Genomic DNA, 24733 nt, shown 5'->3' with positions numbered 1-24733 from the left:
AGGGTAACGCGATGAAAAAAATAACTGCTCTACTCTTTGCTTTTTGTGCAACTGTGACTCATGCAGAGTTACAGACCTTGGATAATGATGCATTACAGGCAATCAATGGCCAAGCTGGTGCTGATTTATCACTCATGCTTAATTTAAACCAGACCAGTAACGGTATATTTGATAATGGCAGTGGTGGAGTTTGTGAAAACGTAGAGTTCTGTCACATTGGTTTAGCAATTAACAAACGTTTTGTGCAAGCAGACACGACTAAGCCAAGTGGTTGGGCTGAAAATAGTGATAGCGGTAATAAACTTTGGTTAGTATTTAAAGGCGTACAAGGCACTTTAAATATTCAAAAAATGGGTTTAGATGGTGCTGATTTAAAGTATCTTGATAAAAGTAATACTGAAATTATAAAACCGGCTATTCAACTTAGTTTTAGTGCAGCACAGCCAATTTTAATTCGTAATTTTGGTTTTAATGCTCTGTCAATTGAGCAAGATAACTTTACGAGCTCAACAACAACGCAAGGCTCGAGTGCAAATATGTATGATTATGCATATTTCAAAAAACCAACCTATGCAGCAACTGCTAATAGTGCGAACCAGCAAGTAGCTACTGCGACCCCATCGGCGTATGACTATGGTCGTGAAACAGGTTTTATGGGCTTAATGATGAACGGTAACATGGCAATTCAAGGAAAAGTCATGGTCTTTAGCTGTGATGGTAGCCATCCACGTTGTTAAAGGTTAATGTAGATTTCAAAGGAACTGAAGTGATGAACAAAAATAAAGAAAGTCACGGCTCAAAGTTTATTTTAAATACATTAACAGCCAGTATGTTGTTAGTGAGCGGACAGGTTTTTGCTTTAGAAGCGTTAACAGACGCTGATTTGAGTGCCGTGAATGGCCAAGATGGTATATCGATTCAGACGACTTATAATGAAATTAATATAGACAATGCGTATTGGGACGATCATGCAGGAACTTCAAATAGTGCAGATCAGGTTTTGAGAGCCCAAGCTGGTGGAATAAAAGTACAAAAGAGTAATGCTTCCACACAAACATTAGGAACAAACTACCGTTTGGATGTGGGCAGTAATCCAACGACAGGAAAAACCGGTCTAGATTTCTCCTTACAGAGTAATCCTTCTCTTATTACTGTGAATAGTTTTAAGGTCTGTAATAGTTCGTCAATTTGCTCACCTACAATGGGACAACTGGCTATTCAGACTTCTTCACCTTTGAGTTTGGCCCTTACTACACAAGATGGCTTATTTAATGCAAATAGCCAGTCAAGCATGAGACTTGGCCTAAATAATGCAAATATTTATTTAGGACAAGTAGATGCACGTACGCAACTTAACCAATTAATTTTAAAAAACTTTAATTTTAATTTTGTTGGTAAAGGCGCTATGTTAATTGACCCTAACCGAGGTCTGGTTTTACAAACCAATACGGGATCTAATATTGCTGCGGTTGGGCAAACTCCAAATAGTACCTATGGCTATGTCGATTTTAATCGTGTCGCCGATTCGGCTTCTGGTTTAACTGCTGGTACATATGTAGACAGTAGTGGAAAAGTAACCAATTCAGGTCTGAATATTGAGGTAATGCTTAGCTCAAATGTTGATAAGTCAAATCCTTATGCCCTAGACACGACAAATAGCCCACAGAATTCTAAAGGCTTGATTCGTTTAGGTGCTAGCGGCCGTATGGTCAATAGTTACTTACAAGTCCGTGGTATGGATGGCTCTTCAGATAAAACAACATTAGGTACTGCCAATACGGCTTCAGGTACGGGATCAAGTAATAGTATTTTAGGTAACTCTGGAATTGCCTTTCGTATGAAAGGGGAGTTCACTAAAGATAATGATTCGATGTTAGGTTCAGATGGTAAAGCAACTACCTTGGAAATTGGTGGGGCAGGGCTGAATGCTTATGGTTTTGAATTCGGTAATTTAACGGGGCTGAACTCGGCTACACGCGGTTATTTTGACAGTGGAAATATTTATCTAAATCTTGCTGATACAAAAACTTTATTAATGCCAAATAACGCAACGTTAAATGCAATTCGTTTAGGATCCGGCACTTTAACAACTGCTGCCGATTATCAACATAATATTCATCGTGATACGGTGACTAATCCATTTAGCTTAATTCTTGCCATGCGTGGAGCAGAGTTCCAGGCATTCTCAAGACGCGGTCGTTTTACCACCAGTGCAAATGTCGCTGCTGCCAATCAATTTGCAGATAATGGTTTAAATAACCAGTGGGGTTTGGCATTACCTTTTTATAATTTAAATGCGAATGCCGCTGTCTATGGTGTAGATGCGCCTGCAAATAGTGCTTATTACTATACAAAAGATGCCAACGGTAAACCGATTCAAAATTTAGTTGCAACATCTGGTACAACTTCACGTTTAGGGTTTGGTATAGCTGTCGGAACGACAGGTCGAGATGCAGGCGGTACTAAAACAACTTCAATTTTATTAATTGATGGTTCTCCAAATACTAATAATGCGGGCAACCCTACCGATTATTATATGGGGTTACGTAATATTGATATGTTCCTCAAAGGCAATGGCACTATTGGTTTAGAAAATGGCAGTTTAAATATCGGTTTAAAAGATATGTTACTTGCTTTATCAACCGAAATTGCGGCAGGTTATTTACCGGGAGCTAAATATAAAACTTGTCCGGCAACTGGGTCTTGTACTTCGCCAATCGATAACTTTGCCAAAAATAATGATGTCTTATTTGGTTTAAAACTACGTTTAGGCGGTGATCTTAATTTATCGATAGTGCCGAATAGTTCAATTGCAGATGGTAGTGCTTTAACTGTACTGGGTGATTTTACAATGCCTGCGACCGCAACTGGAAATACTGTACAAATTAGTGATCCGATTGATGGTTCTGCAATTGGTTTTGACAATATTACTGGAAAGCTAGCGTTTAATACCGCTTTAGTTGTGGGCAAAGATACCGCAAGTGGTTTAGGTAAAGTTGGTGTAAATACCGCGGTTTATTTTAATCCTGATAAGAGTATTGACGGCGCATTACGTGTGAAAGATATTAATTTCTATCCACCTTCAACAGGTGCAGGAGCACGTTTAGGTGAGCTTGCAATTACGGGTGGACGTCTAAATAGCAGCTTTAGCATTGTGCCTAGAAATGGCGCCTTTAACTAATCAATAAAAGTGACGTTTAACGTCACTTTTTTATATAAATTTTAGTTTAGTGTGATTGGATTTGCATTCGTCGGGTTATAGAGATAATTGCTTTGTACTTGAATATTATTCTGATAGTCTGAACAAATAATAAACGTTTGTCTCTTAAGGATTAGAGCGACATGAAAAATAAAAATATAGGGTGCTGGCTGTTACTTGCCGGTAGTTCAAGTGTTTGCGCGATGCAACCTTTGGATGATCAAAGTCTTGCTGCTGCGACGGGTCAAAATGGTCTAACTTTAGGTATTCAGGCCGATCAAGTTAAATTTAATCAAGTTGCCTTGATTGATACGAACGGTATTGCATCTACGTCTTACAACAGTAAAGCAGGTCTTGTCATTGCAGGAAACTCTACTAATCCGGTTCCTGGCATAGAGTTTATTAAAGCTGCTGTATCTACAAATCCTTCTTTTAATATTGCAATCGATACTGATGCTGGTGGTGGAAATCCTTTTTTAAATTTAGCTGTCACGATGGGGAGTGACGTAAATGGTATTCGGCTTTTACCATTTTCAGTTTATTTAGCTCCAAGTACATCTTTATCTAGCCCATCCGATTATGCATTAACAAGTTATGCACCAAAATCAATTTTTAGTTCGGGCACAACGGTGAATACCGGGGTAAAAGAGCTGATTCGTTCTACTGGTAATCTTGATATTAACTTTGTACAAACCAATAAGCCTCGTTTAAATATTCAATTGGGACATGCTGCCCAGTCGGTTATGGTTAAATTCGGAGGAGCTATTCAATCGATTTGTTCTGCTGCATCTGGCTGCCCGATTACTTTAGTGTCCGATAACACAGGTGCTACATTTGGGTTTAAATTTGCAGGTACGAATGCGTCAACGGGTTTTGTTCTGGATGGATTTTATGCTGGGGTTGACCCGACAGGACTTACCTTTGGAAATATAGGTGTATCTAGTAAATTTGATGCATCACTTAACAATGTGACTTTAGGAAATTTAGGTACACAAAGTACAACAACATTTAATAATTTACCCAATGGGTCTATGGGGAGTTTTGGAGTTACGGGTGCTTCGGTGACCGACTTTAAAATGAAAGTAAGTGGCTTTTAAAAAAATAATTAATAATTACTTAACCTGAAATACCAAAAGAGGGCGGTTGTTTAAACAATCGCTCTCTTTTGTTTGAGTGATTAAATACGAGAAGAACTGGTTTGCTCTAGCTGCTGAACAATTTCATCTAAAGCTTTAATGCGTTTCACTTGGTCCCATAATTCTTTCGCTTGAGGATAGGCTTTGGTCATCATACCTAACCACTGCTTATAACGGCCAACCATCCCAATTTCTGTTTTTGCTTGACCATTTAAAAAACGTATTTGTAAGTCAACCAGTTGTTCCCAAGTAAACAGTGCTTCATCCATATTTTGGCGAATACATTGTGTTAAATCTGGAGTAGTCACTGCACCACGGCCAATCATTAAATCTTCACAGCCAGATTGTTGCTGGCAAGCTCTAGCATCAGCATTGGTCCAGATTTCGCCGTTAGCAATCACATTAATTTTTAAAGCTTCTTTAATAGGCAGAATTTTTTCCCAATAAGCTGGTGGCGTATAACCATCTGCTTTAGTTCGAGCATGTACAGTTAACCAGCTTGCACCCGCATCTTCAACAGCATGGGCGTTTTCCATGGTGTGGTTTTCATCTAGATAACCTAAACGCATTTTTGCTGAAACAGGGATGTGCGCAGGTACAGCATCTCGAACAGCTTTAATGAGCATATGTACTACGTCTGGTTCATCAAGAAGTACCGAACCACCTCGATGTCGATTGACGGTTTTTGCAGGACAACCAAAATTAAGGTCGATTGCAGGAGCCCCTAGTTCAACGACTTTTGCCGCATTTGCTGCCAGCATCTCTGGATTATTGCCTAGGAATTGGACGTGTACAGGTGTTCCAGCAGCTGTTTTACCATCATTTTTAAGTTCAGGACAAAAACTATAGTAAATATGGTCTGGCAAAATACTGTCTGTAACGCGAATAAACTCGGTTACACACCAGTCGAAGTGACCAACAGATGTGAGTGTATCCCGCATGATCGGGTCAGTTAAACCTTCCATTGGAGCGAGTATGAGTTTCACAGTCTGAGTCACCTGAGCAAAACAAAAACAGCGTTATACGGGATATGTATAACGCTGTCTAGTAGTGCTGAAATTTTAATTGTTTTATCGACCCAATATCATCTCAAGCACAAATTTACTGCCAATAAAACCGATCGCTAATAATGCAAAACCAATTAAGGTAAAACGAATCGCTTTTTGACCGCGCCAGCCAAGTTTATAGTGGCCAATCAATAAAGAGCCATAAATAAACCATGAAATAATACTAAATACGGTTTTATGAGCGAGATGTTGGGCAAAGAAGCTATCAACTGTTAAGAAACCAAACGCGAGAGCAATGGTTAATAAAATAAAACCAGTAATGATGAGGTCAAATAATAAAGACTCCATGGCCTGAATGGATGGAAGTAAATTGACCCAAATACGTTTTTTTTGTTTCTTTTTGAGTTCTCGGTTTTGGAACCATATCAAGATCGCATGTATGGTTGCCATCAGTAAAACAGCATAAGCAGAAAGTGAAAGAATAATATGAGTATCTAAACCTAATGAATGCTGTTCAATAAACTGATCGGGACGGCTAAATGCAAAACCTAAAATAAGACCAATCGCCGCTACAGGAATGCCGAGCAAGTTTAACGGTACAATCGGGCGGAAAGTACTAAAAACTAAGCTTAACAACAACATAAGTCCTGATGTAAAAGACACCAGATTAAAAACATCGTAGTTAATTCCTGATGGCGTCAGCATGGCATGACATAAAACTGTGCCATGTAACAGCAGTGCTAAGGTCGTAACAAAAGCAAATAACCATGGGTTTGGTTCACGTTTTGACATTAAACGTATGAACAGATACCAGAAAGAAGTGGTATATGCGATGAGTGCCAAAATTGTGTAAACCAAGGGGAGGCTAATCATGTCAAACCTTTTTCAGGATTAATTCATCTAGATAAGATATAAATTCGCTGCGAACTAAAGTATCCTATAGCATTCTATGCATAAATTTTCTATTTCGAGAAAGATTTTTTTGCAACTAGCCATTTTAAGCGGATTTTGCAATGTTTGATACCTTAACAGAACGACTCACGCAGAGTTTAAGAAATGTTACTGGCTCAGGGCAGCTGACCGAAGACAATATTAAAGATACCTTACGTGAAGTACGTATGGCTCTTCTTGAAGCCGATGTCGCGTTACCTGTAACTCGTGAATTTATCGCGAAAGTTAAGGAAGAGGCATTGGGCCAAGAAGTGATGACTCAGTTATCTCCAGGCCAGGCATTTGTAAAAATTGTCTATGATGAACTCACCAAGATGATGGGTGAGGCCAATGAAACACTGGATTTAAGTGCTAAGCCTCCAGTTGTTGTATTGCTTGCTGGTTTACAAGGTGCAGGTAAAACTACAACTGCTGCCAAGCTGGCACGTTTCTTAAAAGAACGTCAAAAGAAAAAAGTAATGACCGTTTCTGCCGACGTTTACCGTCCGGCAGCAATTAAACAGTTAGAAACTGTATCAGCAGAAGTTGGTGCAGGCTTTATTCCGTCAGATCCTTCTGAAAAGCCAATTGACATCGTTAACCGTGCAATTGAACAGGCAAAAATCCAGTTTGCCGATGTGTTGATTGTCGATACGGCAGGTCGTTTACATGTCGATGAAGACATGATGGACGAAATTAAAGAATTGCATGCAGCAGTTAAGCCAACTGAAACTCTGTTCGTGGTTGATGCCATGACAGGCCAGGATGCTGCAAATACTGCTAAAGCATTTAATGATGCTTTGGCACTTACAGGTGTGATTCTTACTAAAACTGATGGTGATGCGCGTGGTGGTGCGGCACTTTCTGTGCGTGCTATTACCGGTAAGCCAATTAAGTTCTTAGGTATGGGCGAAAAGCTTGATGCTTTAGAACCATTCCATCCGGACCGTGTTGCTCAACGTATTTTAGGTATGGGTGACGTACTTTCTTTAGTCGAAGAAGTTGAACGTAAAATCGACAAAGAAAAAGCCGAAAAAATGGCGAAAAAATTGCAAAAAGGTGGCAGCTTCAACTTTGAAGATATGCTGATGCAATTTGAGCAAATGAAGAAGATGGGCGGCATGATGGGCTTCTTAGACAAGTTGCCAGGCATGAGCAGTGCAGGAATTCAGCAAGCAATTGAGCAGGCGAATCCTGAAAAGCAGGTCAAGAAAATGGAAGCTATTATCCAGTCAATGACCATCAAGGAACGCCGTAATCCAGACCTGATGAACCCAAGCCGTAAAAAACGTATTGCAGCTGGTTGTGGTATGGATGTAGCTGAAGTGAATAAACTCATTAAGCAACAAGCGCAAATGGCTAAAATGATGAAGAAGTTTGCGAATCCATCTGGTATGAGCAAAATGATGCGCTCATTAGGCAATATGCAAAAACAATTTGGCGGTGGTGGCGGTATGGGACCACTGTTTGGTAACAATGACCAAAAGAAATAAAATATAAAATAAAAGGCGCCCAGAGCGCCTTTTATTTTGCAGAGTATTTATTCATCTTTAGGATGATATGCAATATATTGTTGCAACCCTTTAAGTAAAAGATCTGTTTCAACAGCAGGTTGGTACTTCTGTAAAAATTTTGCAAAAAGAGGAGCATCGCCACCTGTGAGGAGTAGTTTCTTAGGTGATTGTTGCATAATGCTTTCAATTGTACTAATCAGGCCTAACAAAATACCATGATGTACTGCATCTACGGTGTTATTGCCTGGATTTAGATTATCAAAAGCCGAATCGGGAATTTTAATGCCTTTGGTATTTTGAATCAGTGCATCACGCTGTAAATAAAGGTTTGGTAGAATATAACCGCCTAAATGTTGCTTACCTTTCGTTAAATCAATGGTAAGCGCTGTTCCACAACCAATAATGCAATAGTTTTCTTTTTCCTCAGCAACAGCAAGTACCTGTAGCCAGCGGTCAATCCCGAGCTGACTTGGAACTTCATAACCACATTGTAAACCTGCATATTCGGCATGTACTTTGGCAAAAACAACAGGAATTTCTAGCCATTTTAGAATTTGCTGAATACGCTCATTATTTTCGGTATCGAGAACCGAAGAAATCCCAATACGGTGCAAGCCTTGATGTTTAAAGTGTTGGATTAATCCCAGTAATAAATCGGCAGGGGACTGCAAATGTAACTCACCTGCATGTTCAATAATTTGCTGATTTTCAGTAATCCAGTATTTTAAACGGGTGTTTCCGATATCAAGCCATAAACTTTTCATGGGAAAAATACCTGATTACTGAGTGGTTTGTGGTCTTAGACGACCTTGATAAAACTGCTGTGGTTCAGGAGTTTCAAGAATCACCGCACCTTCATTAGAGATACCAACGAAACGGCCATATACCAATCCTTGACTATGTTCGAACTGAACTAACTGATTAAGCCATGCAGCATGGTGGTTAAAACGTCCTGCAAGGTTATAACAACCATGATCAAACCAGCGGGCTGCATTTTGAATTGCAACATAAAGCTCTGAAATTAACTCAAGACGACTCATTTGCTCTAGGCCTAAATCTTCTAGAGACGTGATCGGTTGATCACTATCAGTGACTGGTGGTGTTTTTAAATTAATACCTACACCCACAATCGCCTGATGTTGGGAAAGAGGTTCAACCAAAATTCCGCCCCATTTTCCTTGTGTACTATACAAATCATTTGGCCATTTCACTTGTAGGCTCAAAGGTTGTAGCTGTGGAATTTGTAAAATATTCAACGCAACTTCAAGTGCTAAGCGACCATCTAAGGGTGTTCGAGTTTGCACCAATGTGCTTAAATAAATGTTTCCTTCAGGTGAAATCCATTGCCGTTGATGTTGACCTCGCCCTTGAGTTTGTTGAGCACTGCAAACCAAGCCTGTTGTAATGCCTTTTTGGGCAATTTCACGAATATCATCATTGGTCGAAGTTGTGGTTGCTTTTAATAAAACCACTTCTGGAAGCTGGTTTTTTGCGCTTAAAAGTTGTTGTAGTTGGCGAGTCTCTAAATCCATGTTGAATATGAGCAGAGTGGTAAAACATTTATGGAGTTAATCATATATTTACTCATTGGCGCAATTGCTGGTTTTACTGCCGGACTGTTTGGAGTTGGTGGTGGACTAATTATTGTACCAATTCTCTATGTCGTTTTTACCCAGTTGCACTATGATCCCGCGGTAATCATGCATATTGCAGTCGGAACCTCCCTAGCAACCATTATTGTGACTTCCTTTAGTTCAGTTTCGGCTCATCATAAAAAAGGTGCAGTCCTCTGGCCTGTTTTTCGTAATTTAGCACCGGGACTAGTGATTGGTTCCTTTTTAGGTGCAGGTATTGCCGACCTTTTGTCTGGACAGCATTTACAGCTTCTTATTGGTGTCTTTGCTGTTGTGATGGCTTATCGGATGTTCAAAGGAGCCCATGTTGTGGTTGACCCAACACGTCAGCTTCCTTCAACACCTATGCAATTTATGGCGGGTGGAGGCATTGGTATTGCCTCTGCAATTTTTGGTATTGGAGGCGGAAGCTTAACTGTCCCATATTTAAACCGTCATGGCGTAGTCATGCAAAAAGCAGTTGCGACCTCTGCTGCTTGTGGTTTACCTATTGCTATTGCAGGTGCAATTGGTTTTATGTGGTTTGGTGCTAAAGAGCACATTTCTGTACCTAATACAATTGGATATATCCATATCTACGCTTTTATTGGTATTAGTGTCATGAGTTTTGTCACTGCTAAACTTGGGGCTAAGGTTGCCCACGCATTGTCACCACAAATGCTAAAAAAATGCTTTGCTTGCTTGTTAGTCGTGGTCGGCAGTTACTTTATTTATAAAGGTTTTATGAATTAAAAACGTTTTATTAAAAATATATAGAAAAGAAAGCTTAGACTCTCACGGTTTAAGCTTTTTTTATTTGAAGACTTGAAAAGATTAACGGTGAGTTTTTCATCCGATTTGTGTATGGATTTTGGGTGGGTTGGCTTAAAATGCAATAAAATTGTCAGACAATGACATAGTTTTTAATGGATGGGATCAGTTAAAAACAAGGATGCGAAAGAAAAGCATGGATTAATGCATATAAAAAGTAGCGGGTGATTTATGAATCTCGAAGAGACAGAAAGTCTTTCTGAGCAAATTGTCAAATATATTAGCGAACAGATTATTAGTGGCGAATTGGTTGAAGGCGAACGCATACAAGAGCTTCGTATCGCTAAAGAACTTGACGTAAGTAGGGGATCAGTTCGTGAGGCGCTATTATTACTCGAGCGTACGCATCTCATTGAAATTTTTCCGCGTCGTGGTGCAATTGTTTCGGAAATGTCGGCACAACAGGTCAAAGCGTTGTTTGATACAAATATGATGTTATTGGGGCATATTGTACAACGCATAAGCGAAACATGGCGTGCCCATGAAGCTGATCAATTACAGCTCTTGTTAGAACAGCTTCTTGAGCATGTAAAAGCAGGCGATATCGAAAAATTCTACGATGCTATTTTCCAATATCTTGCTGAACAACAAGATATGGTCGGTAATCCTTATTTAATGAAATTTTATAAAGAATTATTACCATCATTACGTCGTAGTTATTTTTTGACGCTAAATACCTCTAAACGGGAACTACAAGAAGCGTTTGCATTATTTAAACTCGTGACTGATGCAATTTTGATCCGAAAATCACAACAAGCCGCTTTATTTATGGAAGATTTTTGTCGACACTTACGTAACCTTGTGTTGGAATCGCTGACACGAATGAAACAGATTGAATTGGCTTGGGCGAGACGCTCACGCCGCTAGTTAGGGCATTATGCGTTTAAGCAGTTTAAAACTTTCCGGCTTTAAATCTTTTGCAGATAGTACAACTTTAAATTTTAAGGCGAACCGCACAGCAGTGGTTGGTCCAAATGGTTGTGGCAAATCCAATGTTATTGATGCGATCCGCTGGGTGATGGGGGAGTCAAACGCTCGTCAGCTGCGTGGTGGTAGCATGCAAGATGTTATTTTTACCGGAACATCCAAGCGTAAGCCAGTTGGTGTTGCCAGTGTAGAACTGCGTTTTGACAATACCTATGGCAAATTAGGTGGAGCTTATAATGCTTATAATGAGCTCGCAGTTCGTCGTCAGGTGACCCGCGAAGGTAAATCTGAGTATTTCTTAAATGGTACACGTTGTCGCCGCCGTGATATTACTGACATTTTCTTGGGCACAGGGTTAGGGCCACGCTCTTACGCAGTCATTGAACAAGGCATGATTAACCGCTTGGTTGATGCCAAGCCAGAAGAAATGCGTATTTTCATTGAAGAGGCGGCAGGTGTTTCCCGTTATCAGGCGCGTCGCCGCGAAACCTTGCAGCACCTTGAACATACGGAGCAAAACCTTTCACGCTTGGAAGATATTGCGCTTGAGTTAAAATCACAACTTAAAACGCTTAAACGCCAGTCAGAAGCAGCAGTTCAATATAAAACATTAGAAAGCCAGATTCGTACACTCAAAATTGAAATTTTGTCTTTTCAGGCAGAGAAAAGTGTACGTCTACAAGAAGAATATACCGTTCAAATGAATGAACTGGGGGAAACTTTTAAATTAGTTCGTTCAGAATTAAGTACGATTGAACATGATTTAGAATCTACCAGTGCTTTATTTCAGAGACTTATTCAGCAATCTTCACCGTTACAACAAGAATGGCAACAAGCTGAAAAGAAACTGTCTGAACTGAAAATGACTCTAGAGCAAAAACAAAGTTTATTTCAGCAAAATAGTACAACTCTCGTTCAGTTAGAACAGCAAAAAGCCCAAACTAAAGAACGTTTACAGCTTTCTGAATTGCAACTCGAAACACTGAATAGCCAGTTAGAAGAGCAAACCGAAGCTTTAACTGCAATTGAGCATACAGCAGCTGAAGCAGAGCAAAGTTTTGCCGGTTTACAATCACAGCAACGGCAAGCGCAGCAACAATTTGAGCAAGTAAAAGCTCAGGTTGAAAAACAACAACAGCAAAAAATGCAAATGTCTGCTCAAATCGAGCAATTAGGCAAAAATGTTCAGCGCATTGAACAGCAAAAAGAAACGCTGCAACATCAAGCAAACCAGATCCAATCGCAAGTACACGAAGATGAACAAGGCGAGCTTGAGCAATTACAGCAGCAGCTTTGTCGTGAAATCTCAACGCTAGAAGCTGAAATTGAGCAGTATGTGCAGCGTATTGAACAAGCTCAACAAGCGCATCAGGTAAATAAAAACCAGCAGCAAACGTTAAAAACAGAAATACAGGTTTTATTATCAGAGCAGAAAAACTTAAGCCAGCTTGTTGCTAAACAAAGTCCAAAGCAAAACCAAGATACGCTACGTTTAATGCAGGCTCTAGAGTTAACAGAGCAGGGCAAACCACACGCACAAATTATTGAAAAGTTTTTAGCAAAATGGTTACAGGCACATATTGTTGAAACTGAACAAGCCTTTCAGGAAGGAATTGCTCGCCAGTTAAAGCCTTCAGAGCAATCAAGCAAATTTAAGGGGAACCTGACTTGCTTGAATGATTGGATTGCATCGCCACAGCTATCAATATTCTCGAATGTAGCGATTGCACAAGATTTATCTCATGCTTTAAATGAACAAAAGCAACTGCAATATGGCCAGTCTATTTTGACTTTAGATGGTTATCATGTCGGGCAAGATTGGGTAATTGCTCTTATGTATGATGACGAAAGTCAAAGTGCGCAAGGTATGCTCAGTCATCGTATTCGTCTAGACGAAATTGAACAAGTTCTTCAAAAGCAGCAACCAGAATTACAAGCATTAGATCAAATTATAGTTCAGCAAAAAGATGAGCTAGGACAGTTACAAGTTGACCTACAGCAAAAACAACAAGTCATTAAACAAAAACAAAAAGACTTGCAACAGCTTGATGTACAAATTGCCAAGCAACAAACCGCAGCACAAGCATTTTTATTGCAAAAACAGCAATTGAAAGATCAACTCGCTCAATTAGATACGCAGCTTGAAGAAGATGCGATGCAAAAAGATGATCTTGAAATTGATTTGCATGCATTGGCAATGAAGCTCGAAACTATTTTACCTGACTATAAAACTTTGCAATTTCAGGTAGAAGAATTAACAGAGCAGCTTGAGGAACAGCAACAAGTCTTACAACAGCAACAACAAGAACGTGAGATTTTACGACGTAATAGTACGCAGACAACTCAACAAATTGAGCTGCTTGAAAAAGATATTTCGTTCTTGCAGAGCCAATATCAACAAATTACAGCGCAAATGGAACAGGCGAAAAAGTTTGTTGACCCTATTCAGTTAGAGTTGCCAAACCTTGAGTCAGAGTTTCAACAACAGTTTGCTCAAACCGAAAAGCTGCAAAAGACATGGAATGAATGGCAGATTGAGCTTAATAGTGTCCAAGAGAAGCAACAAACGCTTACAGATCAACGCCATCAATACCAACAGCAAGATGAAAAGCTTAGAGAGCAGCTTGAAGCCAAACGTTTAGCATGGCAAGCCGCCAAGTCGGACCGTGAGCACTATCAAGAACAGCTCAAAGAGTTAAATGCCGAGCTTCAAACGGGCTTGAAAATAGATTTAACTGAACACCAGCAAAAACTAGAAAAAGTACAGAAACAGTTTGAAAAAATCGGTGCAGTTAACTTAGCTGCTTCACAAGAGTTTGAAGAAGTTTCTCAGCGTTTTGATGAGTTGAGCCACCAGATTCAAGACTTGGAAAATACGGTAACTCAGTTAAAAGATGCGATGAAGAGCATTGACCAAGAAACCCGTAAGTTGTTTATGTCGACTTTTGATCAGATTAATCAAGAGTTACAAAATCTATTTCCAAAAGTTTTTAATGGTGGTGAAGCCAGTTTAAGTCTTGAGGATGATTGGCAATCTGGGGTTAAGCTCATGGCGAGACCACCGGGTAAGAAAAACAGTTCTCTAGCATTACTTTCCGGTGGAGAAAAAGCGTTAACAGCGTTAGCATTAGTATTTGCTATTTTCAGGTTAAATCCGGCACCGTTTTGTGTACTCGATGAAGTGGACGCTCCACTCGACGATGCGAATGTACAGAGATATTGTAATTTGGTAAAAGAGCTTTCTGAACATGTACAATTCATTTACATTACACATAATAAGCTGGCGATGACCATGGCAACTGACTTGTTGGGTGTAACCATGCCTGAACCGGGTACATCAAAATTAGTCACTGTCAATTTAGAACAGGCAAAAGAATACGGGTTAGTTTCGGAGTCATAGAATGGAAATCAATACGATTATTGGCATCGTTGTTGCCATTATTATCATGCTAATTGGCTTAAGAATGATTTTAAAAAAGCCGAACCATGCTGAACCCTCGCTAGACAGTGATTTGCATATTAATCCTGAAAGTAATCAACCGGTTATCCCTCGTCATGTACGAGATCAACTTGAACAGCCAGAAGTTACTGTTGCGTCAGCAGCCGTTGCTGAACGAGTGGAACCAACTTTAAGCGAGCCAGCACAGTCAGAAGAAAAGGGAACAAAAGAACTAGAACAGGCTTCACAAGCTCAAACAGTCCAGACACAAGTACCCGTTGAAAATACGCCAGTAGAAGTAGAAGAAGTTAAAGCTGAAGAAAATACTGTTAGCCCAACTGTAAGTGAAAATAGTTCAGTTGAGTTAGTTGATACCGTTTCTGCTGAACCAGAAGTTGTTAGCTCATCAGAACCAAAAGTTGCAGAAGGGCAACCGAAAACTGAGCCGGAATTAAGCTTAAATCCAAATATCGAAACTGCTGAAATTGCTGAGTTTGAAGGTGAAAGCAACATTCTTGATGTACATTTACATGAGCAGCAGCGTTTTGATGACGAAAGTGCGTTAGCAATGGCTGAGCAGATTATCGCATTAAATGTATATCCAAATCCGCGCCGTGCGTTATCGGGTGATAAAGCACTGAAAGTGCTTTTAAAATATGGTCTACGTTACGGTGAAATGTCTTGTTTCCACCGCTATGAAAATACCGATGAGCCGAGTGCATTGATGTTCTCTGTATTGCGTATGACTGATAATGGTCCTGCTGGTTTCGATTTAGAAACTTTATCGACTGAGCAAGTTCAAGGTTTAGCATTTTTCCTTGCACTTCCAAACAGCAAAGCTGTTACCGGTTTTGACATGATGACCAGTATTGCAGGCCTTATTGCTCGTGAAATTGATGGTAAGGTTTATGATGAAAATAACCTTGAATTTACGCCACAGTTAAAAGAACATTGGCGCCATCATGTGATTGATTATCGTCCAGCACAGGCAACAGCCTAGTTTAAATTTTTGGTATAGGTTGCGATAATTGCAATATATCTAGTCGCAGCTCAGGGTGGAGAAATTTCCACCCTTTTTTATGGTGAATAAAATAATGGCAATAACTTCCGTGATCGAACAGATGCGTCAGCTTATTCAACTGATTGCAAAGCATAACCATGCCTACTATGTCATGGATCAGCCGACAATCTCGGACAGTGAATATGATCATTTATTTCATCAGTTAAAAGCTTTAGAAGAACAATATCCGGAACTTGTACAAGCCGACTCACCAACAACGAAAGTAGGTGGTCAGGCGCTTTCAAAATTTGAGAGTGTGACGCATGTGGTGCCAATGCTTTCACTTGGTAATGTATTTAACCAAGAAGACTTATTTGCATTTGCACGCCGTGTAGAAGAGCGACTTCCGAACCAGAAAGTACAATATGAAGTTGAGTTAAAACTCGATGGCCTTGCGATTTCACTATGGTATGAAAATGGTGTACTCGTTCGCGGCGTAACCCGTGGGGATGGCGAAACGGGTGAAGACATTACTCAAAACGTTAAAACCATTCGTAACTTACCTAAAGTTCTGCATTCAGAAAAATATGAAATACCTCGTCTACTTGAAGTACGTGGTGAAGTATTGATGCCAAAGTCTGGTTTTGAAAAACTCAATGCTGACCAAGAAGCAAAGGGAGAAAAAACCTTCGCTAACCCTCGAAATGCAGCCGCTGGAAGTTTAAGACAACTTGATCCAAATATTGCTGCTGCTCGACCTTTGGCATTTTATGCGTATGGGATTGCACAGTGTGAACCAAATCATGGCCTCACAACCATGCATGATAGCTTGCAATGGTTAACGGAACTTGGGTTCCAAATTGCTGAGCGTCAGTACTTGTGTAATTCAATTCAAGAAGTACAGCAGCGCTATGAGCAAATTCAGCAAGAACGTCCAAACTTGCAAGTTGAAATTGATGGCATGGTGGTGAAGGTTGATGACCTAAAACAACAACAGCAGCTTGGTTTCTTAAGTCGTGAACCACGCTGGGCAACTGCTTATAAATTCCCGGCACAAGCTGCATTAACTACAGTTGAGCAGATTGACTGGCAAGTAGGGCGTACAGGGACTTTGACCCCTGTAGCACGCTTAAACCCTGTTTTTGTGGGTGGTGTGACTGTTTCTAACGTAACGTTGCATAATATTGGGGAAATTCATCGTCTGGATGTACGCATTGGCGATACGGTAAGTGTATATCGTACGGGTGACGTGATTCCTAAAGTAGAAAAAGTTTGGCCGGAGTTCCGTCCTGCTGAAGCAGAAGTTGTTCATTTACCAGAGTCCTGCCCAGTATGTGCTTCGCCTGTAGTGATGCCTGAAGGTGAGGCTCTCGCACGTTGTTCAGGCGGTTTATATTGTGCCGCACAGCGTATTGAAGCCATTCGTCACTTTGTATCGCGTAAAGCGATGGATATCGAGGGCTTGGGAGATCGTTGGGTAGAATCTTTATTACGTCTCGATTTACTTAAAGATGTTGCTGATATTTACCATTTGCATGAGCACAGAGAAACTCTCTTGGGCATCGAAAAAATGGGAGAAAAGTCAGTACAGAACCTAATAGATGCGATTGAAGCAAGTAAGAAAACAACTCTAGCACGTTTTATTTATGCATTAGGTATTCGTGGAGTAGGTGAAACAACGGCTAGAATGTTAGCAAATACATTTCAGACGCTAGAGGCACTTAAAGCTGCGAATGTAGAAGCTTTAAAGAAAACCCCAGATGTAGGGGATATTACAGCAGAGTGGATTGCTGACTTTTTCTTGGCACCGCATAACATTGAAGTACTCGATCGTTTAATTGCCGCAGGAATTCATTGGGATGCACCAACAGCACCAACGCGTCAACCTTTAAATGGTGAAAGCTGGGTACTTACAGGTACATTAGAACAAATGACCCGTGATCAGGCCACTCAAATGCTACAAGCATTAGGTGCACGAGTAAGTGGGAGTGTTTCTAGCAAAACAAAATGTGTAGTTGCTGGTGAGAAGGCGGGTTCAAAATTAGAAAAAGCTGCGAAGTTAGGTATTCCCGTCATGAATGAAACAGATTTCTTATCACTCATGGCAGGCTATGGGCAAACTTTGAGCTAAAAGGTTAGCGAAATAAGAACCATTGATTTTAGTTACAAATTTATAAATTGATGGTTTTTGCTATATTTGAACGCTTGTCTGAGCTTATAAATCGGACAAGCGATTCTTTTTGCAAAGGAAATTTAAATAACTTAAACTGCAAATGCGTATGTTTCTCATTTTAATTTGATAAAAATCATAAACTTAACTATTTTTTGTTTTGCAATCATTTTTAAGTTTGCCCATAATAGACTCATACGATAGGAGATTTATTATGCGTGGCAATCCAGAAGTCATAGACTATTTAAATATGCTCATTGGCGGAGAGTTGGCTGCCCGTGATCAATATTTAATCCATTCTCGTATGTATGAAGATTGGGGCTTAAACAAGATTTATGAACGTATTGACCATGAGATGCAAGAAGAAGCGTCTCACGCCGATGCGATTATTCGTCGTGTATTATTTTTAGGTGCCAAACCAAACATGCATCGTGAAGATATCAATGTTGGTACAGACGTTGTATCTTGCTTAAAAGCTGATTTAGCACTTGAATATCATGTGCGTGAAAAATTAGCGACAGGTATTAAACTTTGTGAAGAAAAAGGCGACTACATCAGTCGTGACATGTTACGTCAACAATTATCAGATACTGAAGAAGACCATACTTACTGGCTTGAAAAACAGTTGCGTTTAATTGAACTGATTGGCCTGCAAAATTATATCCAGTCTCAAATTTAATGACTTGAAAAACCCAGCCTAGGCTGGGTTTTTCATTGGCTCATTTTAATAAAATGAAGTCACCATTTAAATGTTAATTCTGCCAAATTGAATATATTCAAAGCCTTACTACATAAGGCTTTGGCAGTTACAAAAAAGTCAGAAAATTTGTATCAGACCCCATGTTTTTTTTGTGGAATTGGATATAATTTCGCCAACAAAAACCCTTGCCTAGAAATTTAATGAGGCAAGGGTTTTTCTATGGGGAATCGGTTGGTATGGATCGCCAATGGTTTTATGGTGAGCTTCGCGTATATGTTATTTTCCAAACCTGCTGTTTTAGATACAGCTACTCTCTTAAGTACACAACGATTAGCAACTCGTCTTAGCTTTTTTAGCTTGGGCTTTGCGATATCTGCATGGGCACCACTTATTCCGTATGCTCAGCAACGTTTAAACCTAAATCATGCAAATTTTGGTTTATTGCTGCTTTGTATGGGAATCGGCTCAATGATTGCTATGCCTGCGACTGGGGCTTTAGTTAAGCGTTGGGGATGTCGTCCATTAATTGCTGTGGCGACCATACTCTTGATGGTATTACTACCAAGTTTAACGATCTGGCATAGTCTTGTATCGATGGCTGTAGCGTTATTCATTTTTGGTACGGCAGCAGGTAGTCTTGGCGTTGCTATTAATTTACAAGCAGTTGTGGTGGAAAAGCACAGCTTACGTGCGCTCATGTCTAGTTTTCATGGTATGTGTAGCCTTGGCGGTTTAATCGGTGCCATGCTTGTCACTGCACTATTAGCAATTGGCCTTTCACCACTCATGAGCACATTGTCTGTAGTCATGGTTTTATTGGTGGTGAGCTTTGTTGCCATTCCATCTGCCTTAACAACATTTGAGCAAGATGAACAAGGTGCAGCGGAAATAACTGACGCGCCTAAAAAATCTTCACGTCCGAACGGTACGATCCTTTTGATTGGGATGATGTGTTTTATTGCCTTTTTGTCAGAAGGTGCGGCAATGGATTGGGGTGGTATTTATTTAACCAGTAAATACCAGCTTAATCCTGCCTTTGCTGGGCTGGCTTATACTTTCTTCGCGCTTAGTATGACAAGTGGTCGTTTTGCAGGGCATATCTTGTTAAAACAGTGGGGTGAGAAAACTATTGTGACTTATAGTGCAATTGTCGCTGCTCTTGCTATGGTCACTATTGTGATGGCACCTGTTTGGCAAGTTGTCGTATTGGGTTATGCACTTTTAGGTTTAGGCTGTTCTAATATTGTACCAGTCATGTTCTCTCGTGTTGGACGCCAAAATGATATGCCTAAAGCAGCGGCACTGTCTTTAGTGTCAACGATTGCTTATACAGGTTCATTAAGTGGCCCAGCCTTAATTGGTTTGATTGGCCAGTGGACTAGCCTAACCACCGTCTTATCAGGAGTGGCGGTTTTATTAACCATGATTGCTATACTCAATCGCTTTACTCTTGTGAAGGCCAAGTAATTTAAGCTTGCTTACCAGCCGCGGAACATCGAGAAAAACATCCTCGATGTTCCCTAAGCTTAAATTATTATAAAACATGGTAAGTGGGTTGATACTTTTCTTGTAAGGACAACTTAGACTTTGTGAATGTCGGAGAATTTTCTAAATCCTTCAAGAAATTATTTCGCCAATCGCTCAGGTCAGTAGCTGCTAAACCTCCTATTAACTGTTCATAACGATTAATACGTTCAGCTTTTGACATCTCTAGAGCCGTTTTTAAAGAATCCATCATGGCTGCTCTATCTAATGGATCAACAATCAATGCTTGAGTCATTTGTTCAGCTGCACCGGCATATTTAGATAAAATCAGCACACCTGGGTTCTCTGGATCTTGAGCTGCAATATATTCTTTTGCGACCAAATTCATACCATCACGTAATGAGCTAATCCAGCAAATGTCAGAACGACGATAAATATGCATCAAGCTGTCATGTTGAACTGTGTCGAAGCAACAATCGATAGGTCGCCAATCTTCATGAGCAAACTCTTCATTAATCAGTTCTAATTTGGCCTTAAAGCGTTGGTATAAGCGTTGATAGGCCGGAATATCTGTACGTGAAGGCGTTGCAACTTGAAGGTGACGTACCAATCCATGATATTCAGGATTAGTTTCAAGAAAGGTTGCAAATGCATTGAAACGCTCAAGTAAACCTTTTGAATAATCAATCCGGTCAACCCCAATAATTGTTTTTTGACGTGGTATATCTTCAAAGTTAAATACGTATGGGGTATGAAAGGCCTGTTGTGCTTGGCGCTGAATAAGCTCTGGTTGAACACCAATAGGATAGGACTTAATCAAGATTTGACGTTTTTTATAACTGATTCTGTCGCTTAGTATTTTTTGAGCTTCAAGTAAGCCCATACAGGTTTGCATACAGGTGTTCTGATCGGTTTGAGTTTGTAAACCAATCACATCATATTGGCAAAGATCTTGGACCAACTGTAGTGCAACTGGGATCTTGCGCCAGATATTTAAGCTTGCGAAAGGAATATGCAAAAAGAAACCGATTTTATTTTGCATACCTAATTCACGGCAATGACGAGCTACGCTGAAAAAGTGATAGTCATGCACCCAAATAAGATCATCAGGCTGAGCAATCTGTTGTAATTTTTCAGCAAATAAACGATTGACCTTTTGGTAGGTATTATATTCTTCTGCATTATATTCGATCAGGTCATCCCGATCATGCATGGCAGGCCATAATACTTTATTGGCAAAACCACAGTAGTACTGTGCATATTGCTGATGTGTAAGAGGGCAGGTAATGTAGTCGATCCCATGAGAATATGCCTGATCGAATTCAGGCGCTTCAGTATCGGTAATTTGCTGACCATTCCAGCCTAACCAAATGCCGTTACTATCATTTAATGCGTCTTGTACAGCTACTGCAAGGCCACCTGCTGAAGCCTTACCCGATGGCATACTAATTCGATTCGATAACACGATTAATTTAGACATATTTGTTCTCCATTCTGATCTTGACTATTTTTGACGTATAACTTTTTTATTTTTTCTAGGAAGAAAAAAAGAAAATTAGAAACACTATTAATATCTTTTAATCTATATTGAGCTTCTGTTTCACCAGAACCTACTTTAATTGAAGTGCCAAGCTGTTGATTAATAAAAATGAAACCTGATTCATCCGTTAAATCATCTCCTATAAATATAGGATGAATTAACGGTAAATTAAGGTGGTTTAATACTGTTTGTATTGCTTTACCTTTATCTGCCTGTTTAGGTAATAATTCAACGACAAATTTTCCTCTATTTAATTTTAATTGAGGATAAAAATATTTAATTTGTTGCATAATATAAATTGCATTATCTTCTAATTCTGGGTTTTTTCGATAATGTAAAGCAATAGAATGCCCTTTATCCTCAATTAATAAATCGGGATATTTTTCACAAGAATTTATAATATCTTCTTTTAATTTTTGAAAATTAATATCGCTTAAATCTGGGCGAATATAAGTATCAGAATCAAAATAAATATCTAAACCATGTAAGCCCGCTATAGGTAATTCAATAGACTGAAGTAGCTTACTTGCTGTTTCAACATCACGTCCTGTTACAGCAATCACCGGTATATTTAATTCAATAATTTTTTTTATAACTTCTAAGGTAGTATTTGGAATAAAACTATGCTCAGGATGAATTTGAAATGGAGCTAATGTTCCATCAATATCCAGAAATAAACAATAATTTTTATCTGTAGGTAAGGTATTTATAATATCATTGGGTGTAACAAAATATGTATCTTTTTCTCTCCCATCAGATATTATACTTTGATTGTTCATATTTGCCTGCCCATATTTTTTTGATCAATATTTAATCTTCTAACATTAAAATGAATTGATGAGTCATTTTTTTTAATAAAAAAACATAAGTATTAACATTAATTACATTGCATAATGGATTTATGGGTGAAGTGTGGATTATGTTGTTTTTTGATTTGCTTCAATGTTTAGATAATTAAATTTTTGTATATTTCATATAAATATTTTAGGCCTTATTTATCAATATATTTCAGAATATTTAACAGCTATAAATAGTTGATTTTACTTTTTTGAATTCAATTTTTATATTGATTTTAAAAGATATTTTAAATTGATATTAATATATAATTTCCATAAATTTGTCTTTGAGCGTGCATATGAAGTTACAAAATAAAATTTTATTGATTACAGGTTGGGGAGTAGGAATAGAACCTTTGCAATCGTTAAAATTAGGTTTAATGAAAGCTGGGTATGACACGCAACTTATTAATATTTTTAATGTTTTAGATGGTGGCTTTCACGAGCAGCTTGATTTTTTAACTGATATTGAGGTGGTTGTAGGTTGGTCTTTAGGTGGACAGTTAGCAACATACCTGGTTGACTTTTTTTATAAACAAACGGGCCAAACTAAAACGTTAATTACGCTTGCTTCTAATCCTTGTTTTGTGGCTAATACCTCGTGGCATACTGCTATGCCTGCTGATGTATTTAGTCAATTTAAAGCGTCCTTTTTACAGAATCCCCAAGCTACTTTAAAACGTTTTTATTATTTAATTACACTTGGCTCATCTCAGGCAAAACAAGATTGGCTTAATGTACAAAACATAGCAAATCCGCCCTCAAATAAACTGTTGTTAGAAGGTTTGAAAATGCTTGAGCAGCTAAATTTGGTAGATAACTTGAAAACCTATTCAGGTCGACAGCTTCACCTGTTTGCTGAGCAAGATAATGTCATTCCTTGCAAGATTGTTGAAAATTTTAAAGATATAGTGACAGAAAACATGAGTTATAAGCTAATAAAAGATGCTACACATGCTTTTCCCTACTTACAGGTAGAGAGAACAATTGAAGAAATCTGCCAATTTTTAACAATTCATCAGCAAAGTTCATAAGCTTTGGTTGATCTCGCAATTTTCTTTCATTCTTAACAGGTTTAACATGTGCTAAATGAAAGATTTGATTGCTGTAAAAGGGTATAGAGGATGACCGATAATTTTGATTTGGAACATATTTGGCATCCATATACTTCAATGACCCAACCTTTACCCACATTTAAAGTGAAGCGTGCCTATGGGGCAACGATTGAACTTGATGATGGTAGAACTTTAATTGATGGTATGTCATCTTGGTGGTGTGCAATTCATGGCTATAACCACCCTGAACTTAATCAGGCAGTGACCGACCAGCTACAAAATATGTCTCATATCATGTTTGGCGGTTTAACTCATGATCCTGCTATTGAACTTGGCAAAATTCTTTTAAAAATTACACCGCCGAGTCTCGATAAAATTTTTTATGCAGACTCAGGTTCGGTTGCCGTTGAAGTTGCTTTGAAAATGGCTGTGCAATTCTGGACAGCACAAGGCCAGCCACAAAAAACAAATTTTATTACTACACGTTCTGGTTATCACGGTGATACATGGAATGCGATGTCTGTTTGTGATCCAGTGACAGGCATGCATCAGATTTTTGGTACCAGCTTACCGAACCGTCTTTTTGTAGCAGCTCCGCAAACCAAATTTCATGAGGAGTGGAACCGAGAAGATATTGCCGAGTTAGAGCAAGCTATTCAGCAAAATCATGAAAACCTTGCTGCACTGATTATTGAGCCGATTGTCCAAGGGGCAGGAGGCATGCGCTTTTATCACCCTGAATATTTACGTCAGGCTAAAGCGCTTTGTGAAAAATATCATCTGTTGTTAATTTTTGATGAAATTGCCACTGGTTTTGGCCGTACAGGTAAGCTCTTTGCTTGGGAACATGCTCAAGTCGAGCCGGATATTATGTGCCTAGGTAAAGGGTTAACAGGCGGTTATATGACTTTGTCTGCGACCTTAACGACAAAGTATGTAGCAGAAACCATTAGTCGCGGTGAGGCTGGGGTATTTATGCACGGCCCAACTTTTATGGCCAATCCACTCGCTTGTGCCGTTGCTTTAAAAAGTACGCAATTATTAATTGAGCAAGATTGGCAGGCCAATATTAAGCGAATTGAGCAACAGCTTAGCCAATATTTAATGCCTTTAAATCAGCTTGATTATGTTGCTGATGTACGAGTGCTCGGTGCAATTGGTGTGGTAGAACTCACCTTTAATGTCGATATGAAAACTTTACAGCAACAATTTGTAGAGCGTGGAATCTGGATTCGTCCTTTTGGAAAATTAGTTTATGTCATGCCGCCTTATGTCATCACTCAACAAGAGTTAAGTGACTTGCTCGAACAGTTGGTTGAAGTAGTTAAAACGATGCAGGGGGCACATTAAG

19 protein-coding genes are annotated in these 24733 nt (G+C 39.2%); 13 read left to right on the top strand and 6 right to left on the bottom strand.

The features are described 5' to 3' along the window. The first annotated feature begins 11 nt into the window (after positions 1–11). The 3 genes from R5R67_RS08285 (at position 12) to R5R67_RS08275 (ending at position 4296) form a co-directional block, all read left to right on the top strand. A complete protein-coding gene (locus R5R67_RS08285; RefSeq protein ID WP_000724338.1) occupies positions 12–737 on the top strand; it encodes a DUF6160 family protein in 726 nt (241 codons plus the stop codon). Positions 738–769: 32 nt separating this feature from the next. Then, positions 770–3181, top strand: coding sequence for a DUF6160 family protein (locus R5R67_RS08280; protein WP_001038895.1), 2412 nt, complete (start codon positions 770–772; stop codon positions 3179–3181). Between the two features lie 161 nt (positions 3182–3342). Beyond that, positions 3343–4296 (top strand): DUF6160 family protein, encoded by a 954-nt coding sequence (locus tag R5R67_RS08275; protein ID WP_000791869.1) that lies wholly within the window; start codon positions 3343–3345, stop codon positions 4294–4296. Positions 4297–4376: 80 nt separating this feature from the next. Here R5R67_RS08275 and R5R67_RS08270 read toward each other — a convergent pair whose 3' ends face one another. Both R5R67_RS08270 and R5R67_RS08265 read right to left on the bottom strand, forming a co-directional pair. Beyond that, positions 4377–5321, bottom strand: coding sequence for a tRNA dihydrouridine synthase (locus tag R5R67_RS08270; protein WP_001984199.1), 945 nt, complete (start codon positions 5319–5321; stop codon positions 4377–4379). A gap of 84 nt (positions 5322–5405) precedes the next feature. Further along, positions 5406–6215, bottom strand: coding sequence for an inner membrane protein YpjD (locus R5R67_RS08265; protein ID WP_000624642.1), 810 nt, complete (start codon positions 6213–6215; stop codon positions 5406–5408). A gap of 140 nt (positions 6216–6355) precedes the next feature. Between R5R67_RS08265 and ffh the strand changes: the two genes are divergently transcribed. Beyond that, the gene (ffh, locus tag R5R67_RS08260; RefSeq protein ID WP_000460625.1) at positions 6356–7765 is read left to right on the top strand and encodes a signal recognition particle protein; all 1410 of its coding nucleotides are present in this window, start codon (positions 6356–6358) and stop codon (positions 7763–7765) included. Positions 7766–7812: 47 nt separating this feature from the next. On the opposite strand, the gene R5R67_RS08255 is transcribed toward ffh, so the two are convergent. Then, on the bottom strand, positions 7813–8550 hold the full coding sequence (locus tag R5R67_RS08255) for a pantothenate kinase (protein WP_000839420.1): 738 nt from the start codon (positions 8548–8550) through the stop codon (positions 7813–7815). A 15-nt stretch (positions 8551–8565) separates the two neighbouring features. After that, positions 8566–9318, bottom strand: a complete 753-nt coding sequence (locus R5R67_RS08250) for a biotin--[acetyl-CoA-carboxylase] ligase (RefSeq protein ID WP_000362828.1) — start codon at positions 9316–9318, stop codon at positions 8566–8568. Between the two features lie 30 nt (positions 9319–9348). Between R5R67_RS08250 and R5R67_RS08245 the strand changes: the two genes are divergently transcribed. The 7 genes from R5R67_RS08245 to R5R67_RS08215 all read left to right on the top strand — a co-directional run bounded on the left by R5R67_RS08245 (position 9349) and on the right by R5R67_RS08215 (position 19933). Continuing rightward, positions 9349–10152, top strand: coding sequence for a sulfite exporter TauE/SafE family protein (locus tag R5R67_RS08245; protein ID WP_000420176.1), 804 nt, complete (start codon positions 9349–9351; stop codon positions 10150–10152). 249 nt (positions 10153–10401) lie between these two features. Beyond that, positions 10402–11097 (top strand): GntR family transcriptional regulator, encoded by a 696-nt coding sequence (locus R5R67_RS08240; RefSeq protein ID WP_001047228.1) that lies wholly within the window; start codon positions 10402–10404, stop codon positions 11095–11097. Between the two features lie 10 nt (positions 11098–11107). Next, positions 11108–14557, top strand: a complete 3450-nt coding sequence (smc, locus tag R5R67_RS08235) for a chromosome segregation protein SMC (protein WP_001239981.1) — start codon at positions 11108–11110, stop codon at positions 14555–14557. A gap of 1 nt (position 14558) precedes the next feature. Next, the gene (locus R5R67_RS08230) at positions 14559–15596 is read left to right on the top strand and encodes a cell division protein ZipA C-terminal FtsZ-binding domain-containing protein (protein ID WP_000405211.1); all 1038 of its coding nucleotides are present in this window, start codon (positions 14559–14561) and stop codon (positions 15594–15596) included. 94 nt (positions 15597–15690) lie between these two features. Beyond that, a complete protein-coding gene (gene ligA / locus R5R67_RS08225) occupies positions 15691–17727 on the top strand; it encodes an NAD-dependent DNA ligase LigA (protein WP_001018842.1) in 2037 nt (678 codons plus the stop codon). A gap of 253 nt (positions 17728–17980) precedes the next feature. After that, entirely contained in the window at positions 17981–18445 is a 465-nt protein-coding gene (gene ftn / locus R5R67_RS08220; RefSeq protein WP_001214863.1) for a heteropolymeric bacterioferritin subunit Ftn, read from the top strand. Positions 18446–18739: 294 nt separating this feature from the next. Next, complete coding sequence (locus tag R5R67_RS08215; RefSeq protein WP_001992131.1) at positions 18740–19933, top strand: MFS transporter; 1194 nt, start codon at positions 18740–18742, stop codon at positions 19931–19933. Positions 19934–20000: 67 nt separating this feature from the next. Here the strand turns inward: R5R67_RS08215 and R5R67_RS08210 are convergent, their stop codons facing one another. Both R5R67_RS08210 and otsB read right to left on the bottom strand, forming a co-directional pair. After that, positions 20001–21431 carry an alpha,alpha-trehalose-phosphate synthase (UDP-forming) gene (locus R5R67_RS08210; protein WP_000040108.1) on the bottom strand — a complete coding sequence of 477 codons (1431 nt, stop codon included), beginning with the start codon at positions 21429–21431 and terminating at the stop codon, positions 20001–20003. Next, positions 21419–22270 carry a trehalose-phosphatase gene (gene otsB / locus R5R67_RS08205; RefSeq protein WP_001064775.1) on the bottom strand — a complete coding sequence of 284 codons (852 nt, stop codon included), beginning with the start codon at positions 22268–22270 and terminating at the stop codon, positions 21419–21421. Before otsB ends, R5R67_RS08210 begins: the two co-directional genes overlap by 13 nt. A gap of 356 nt (positions 22271–22626) precedes the next feature. On the opposite strand from otsB, the gene R5R67_RS08200 reads away from it, so the two are divergent. After that, a complete protein-coding gene (locus R5R67_RS08200) occupies positions 22627–23361 on the top strand; it encodes a hydrolase (RefSeq protein WP_000776128.1) in 735 nt (244 codons plus the stop codon). A gap of 90 nt (positions 23362–23451) precedes the next feature. Then, positions 23452–24732: an adenosylmethionine--8-amino-7-oxononanoate transaminase gene (gene bioA / locus R5R67_RS08195; RefSeq protein ID WP_000131440.1), complete on the top strand. Its 1281-nt coding sequence runs from the start codon at positions 23452–23454 to the stop codon at positions 24730–24732. Position 24733: the final 1 nt, after the last annotated feature.

Origin of the sequence: Acinetobacter sp. OYA S30 (assembly GCF_033599315.1) — a bacterium.
In the GTDB taxonomy this organism is placed as follows: Bacteria; Pseudomonadota; Gammaproteobacteria; order Pseudomonadales; family Moraxellaceae; genus Acinetobacter; species Acinetobacter baumannii.
Note: the sequence above shows the minus strand (reverse complement) of the source record. Positions and strands in the feature narration are given on the sequence as shown.

What these genes read in the sequence shown, in the direction of transcription:
- R5R67_RS08285 (WP_000724338.1), top strand. Translation starts at nt 12, where the DNA reads ATGAAAAAAATAACTGCTCTACTCTTTGCTTTTTGTGCAACTGTGACT.
- R5R67_RS08280 (WP_001038895.1), top strand. Translation starts at nt 770, where the DNA reads ATGAACAAAAATAAAGAAAGTCACGGCTCAAAGTTTATTTTAAATACA.
- R5R67_RS08275 (WP_000791869.1), top strand. Translation starts at nt 3,343, where the DNA reads ATGAAAAATAAAAATATAGGGTGCTGGCTGTTACTTGCCGGTAGTTCA.
- R5R67_RS08265 (WP_000624642.1), bottom strand. Translation starts at nt 6,215, where the DNA reads ATGATTAGCCTCCCCTTGGTTTACACAATTTTGGCACTCATCGCATAT.
- ffh (WP_000460625.1), top strand. Translation starts at nt 6,356, where the DNA reads ATGTTTGATACCTTAACAGAACGACTCACGCAGAGTTTAAGAAATGTT.
- R5R67_RS08255 (WP_000839420.1), bottom strand. Translation starts at nt 8,550, where the DNA reads ATGAAAAGTTTATGGCTTGATATCGGAAACACCCGTTTAAAATACTGG.
- R5R67_RS08250 (WP_000362828.1), bottom strand. Translation starts at nt 9,318, where the DNA reads ATGGATTTAGAGACTCGCCAACTACAACAACTTTTAAGCGCAAAAAAC.
- R5R67_RS08245 (WP_000420176.1), top strand. Translation starts at nt 9,349, where the DNA reads ATGGAGTTAATCATATATTTACTCATTGGCGCAATTGCTGGTTTTACT.
- R5R67_RS08240 (WP_001047228.1), top strand. Translation starts at nt 10,402, where the DNA reads ATGAATCTCGAAGAGACAGAAAGTCTTTCTGAGCAAATTGTCAAATAT.
- smc (WP_001239981.1), top strand. Translation starts at nt 11,108, where the DNA reads ATGCGTTTAAGCAGTTTAAAACTTTCCGGCTTTAAATCTTTTGCAGAT.
- R5R67_RS08230 (WP_000405211.1), top strand. Translation starts at nt 14,559, where the DNA reads ATGGAAATCAATACGATTATTGGCATCGTTGTTGCCATTATTATCATG.
- ligA (WP_001018842.1), top strand. Translation starts at nt 15,691, where the DNA reads ATGGCAATAACTTCCGTGATCGAACAGATGCGTCAGCTTATTCAACTG.
- ftn (WP_001214863.1), top strand. Translation starts at nt 17,981, where the DNA reads ATGCGTGGCAATCCAGAAGTCATAGACTATTTAAATATGCTCATTGGC.
- R5R67_RS08215 (WP_001992131.1), top strand. Translation starts at nt 18,740, where the DNA reads ATGTTATTTTCCAAACCTGCTGTTTTAGATACAGCTACTCTCTTAAGT.
- R5R67_RS08210 (WP_000040108.1), bottom strand. Translation starts at nt 21,431, where the DNA reads ATGTCTAAATTAATCGTGTTATCGAATCGAATTAGTATGCCATCGGGT.
- otsB (WP_001064775.1), bottom strand. Translation starts at nt 22,270, where the DNA reads ATGAACAATCAAAGTATAATATCTGATGGGAGAGAAAAAGATACATAT.
- R5R67_RS08200 (WP_000776128.1), top strand. Translation starts at nt 22,627, where the DNA reads ATGAAGTTACAAAATAAAATTTTATTGATTACAGGTTGGGGAGTAGGA.
- bioA (WP_000131440.1), top strand. Translation starts at nt 23,452, where the DNA reads ATGACCGATAATTTTGATTTGGAACATATTTGGCATCCATATACTTCA.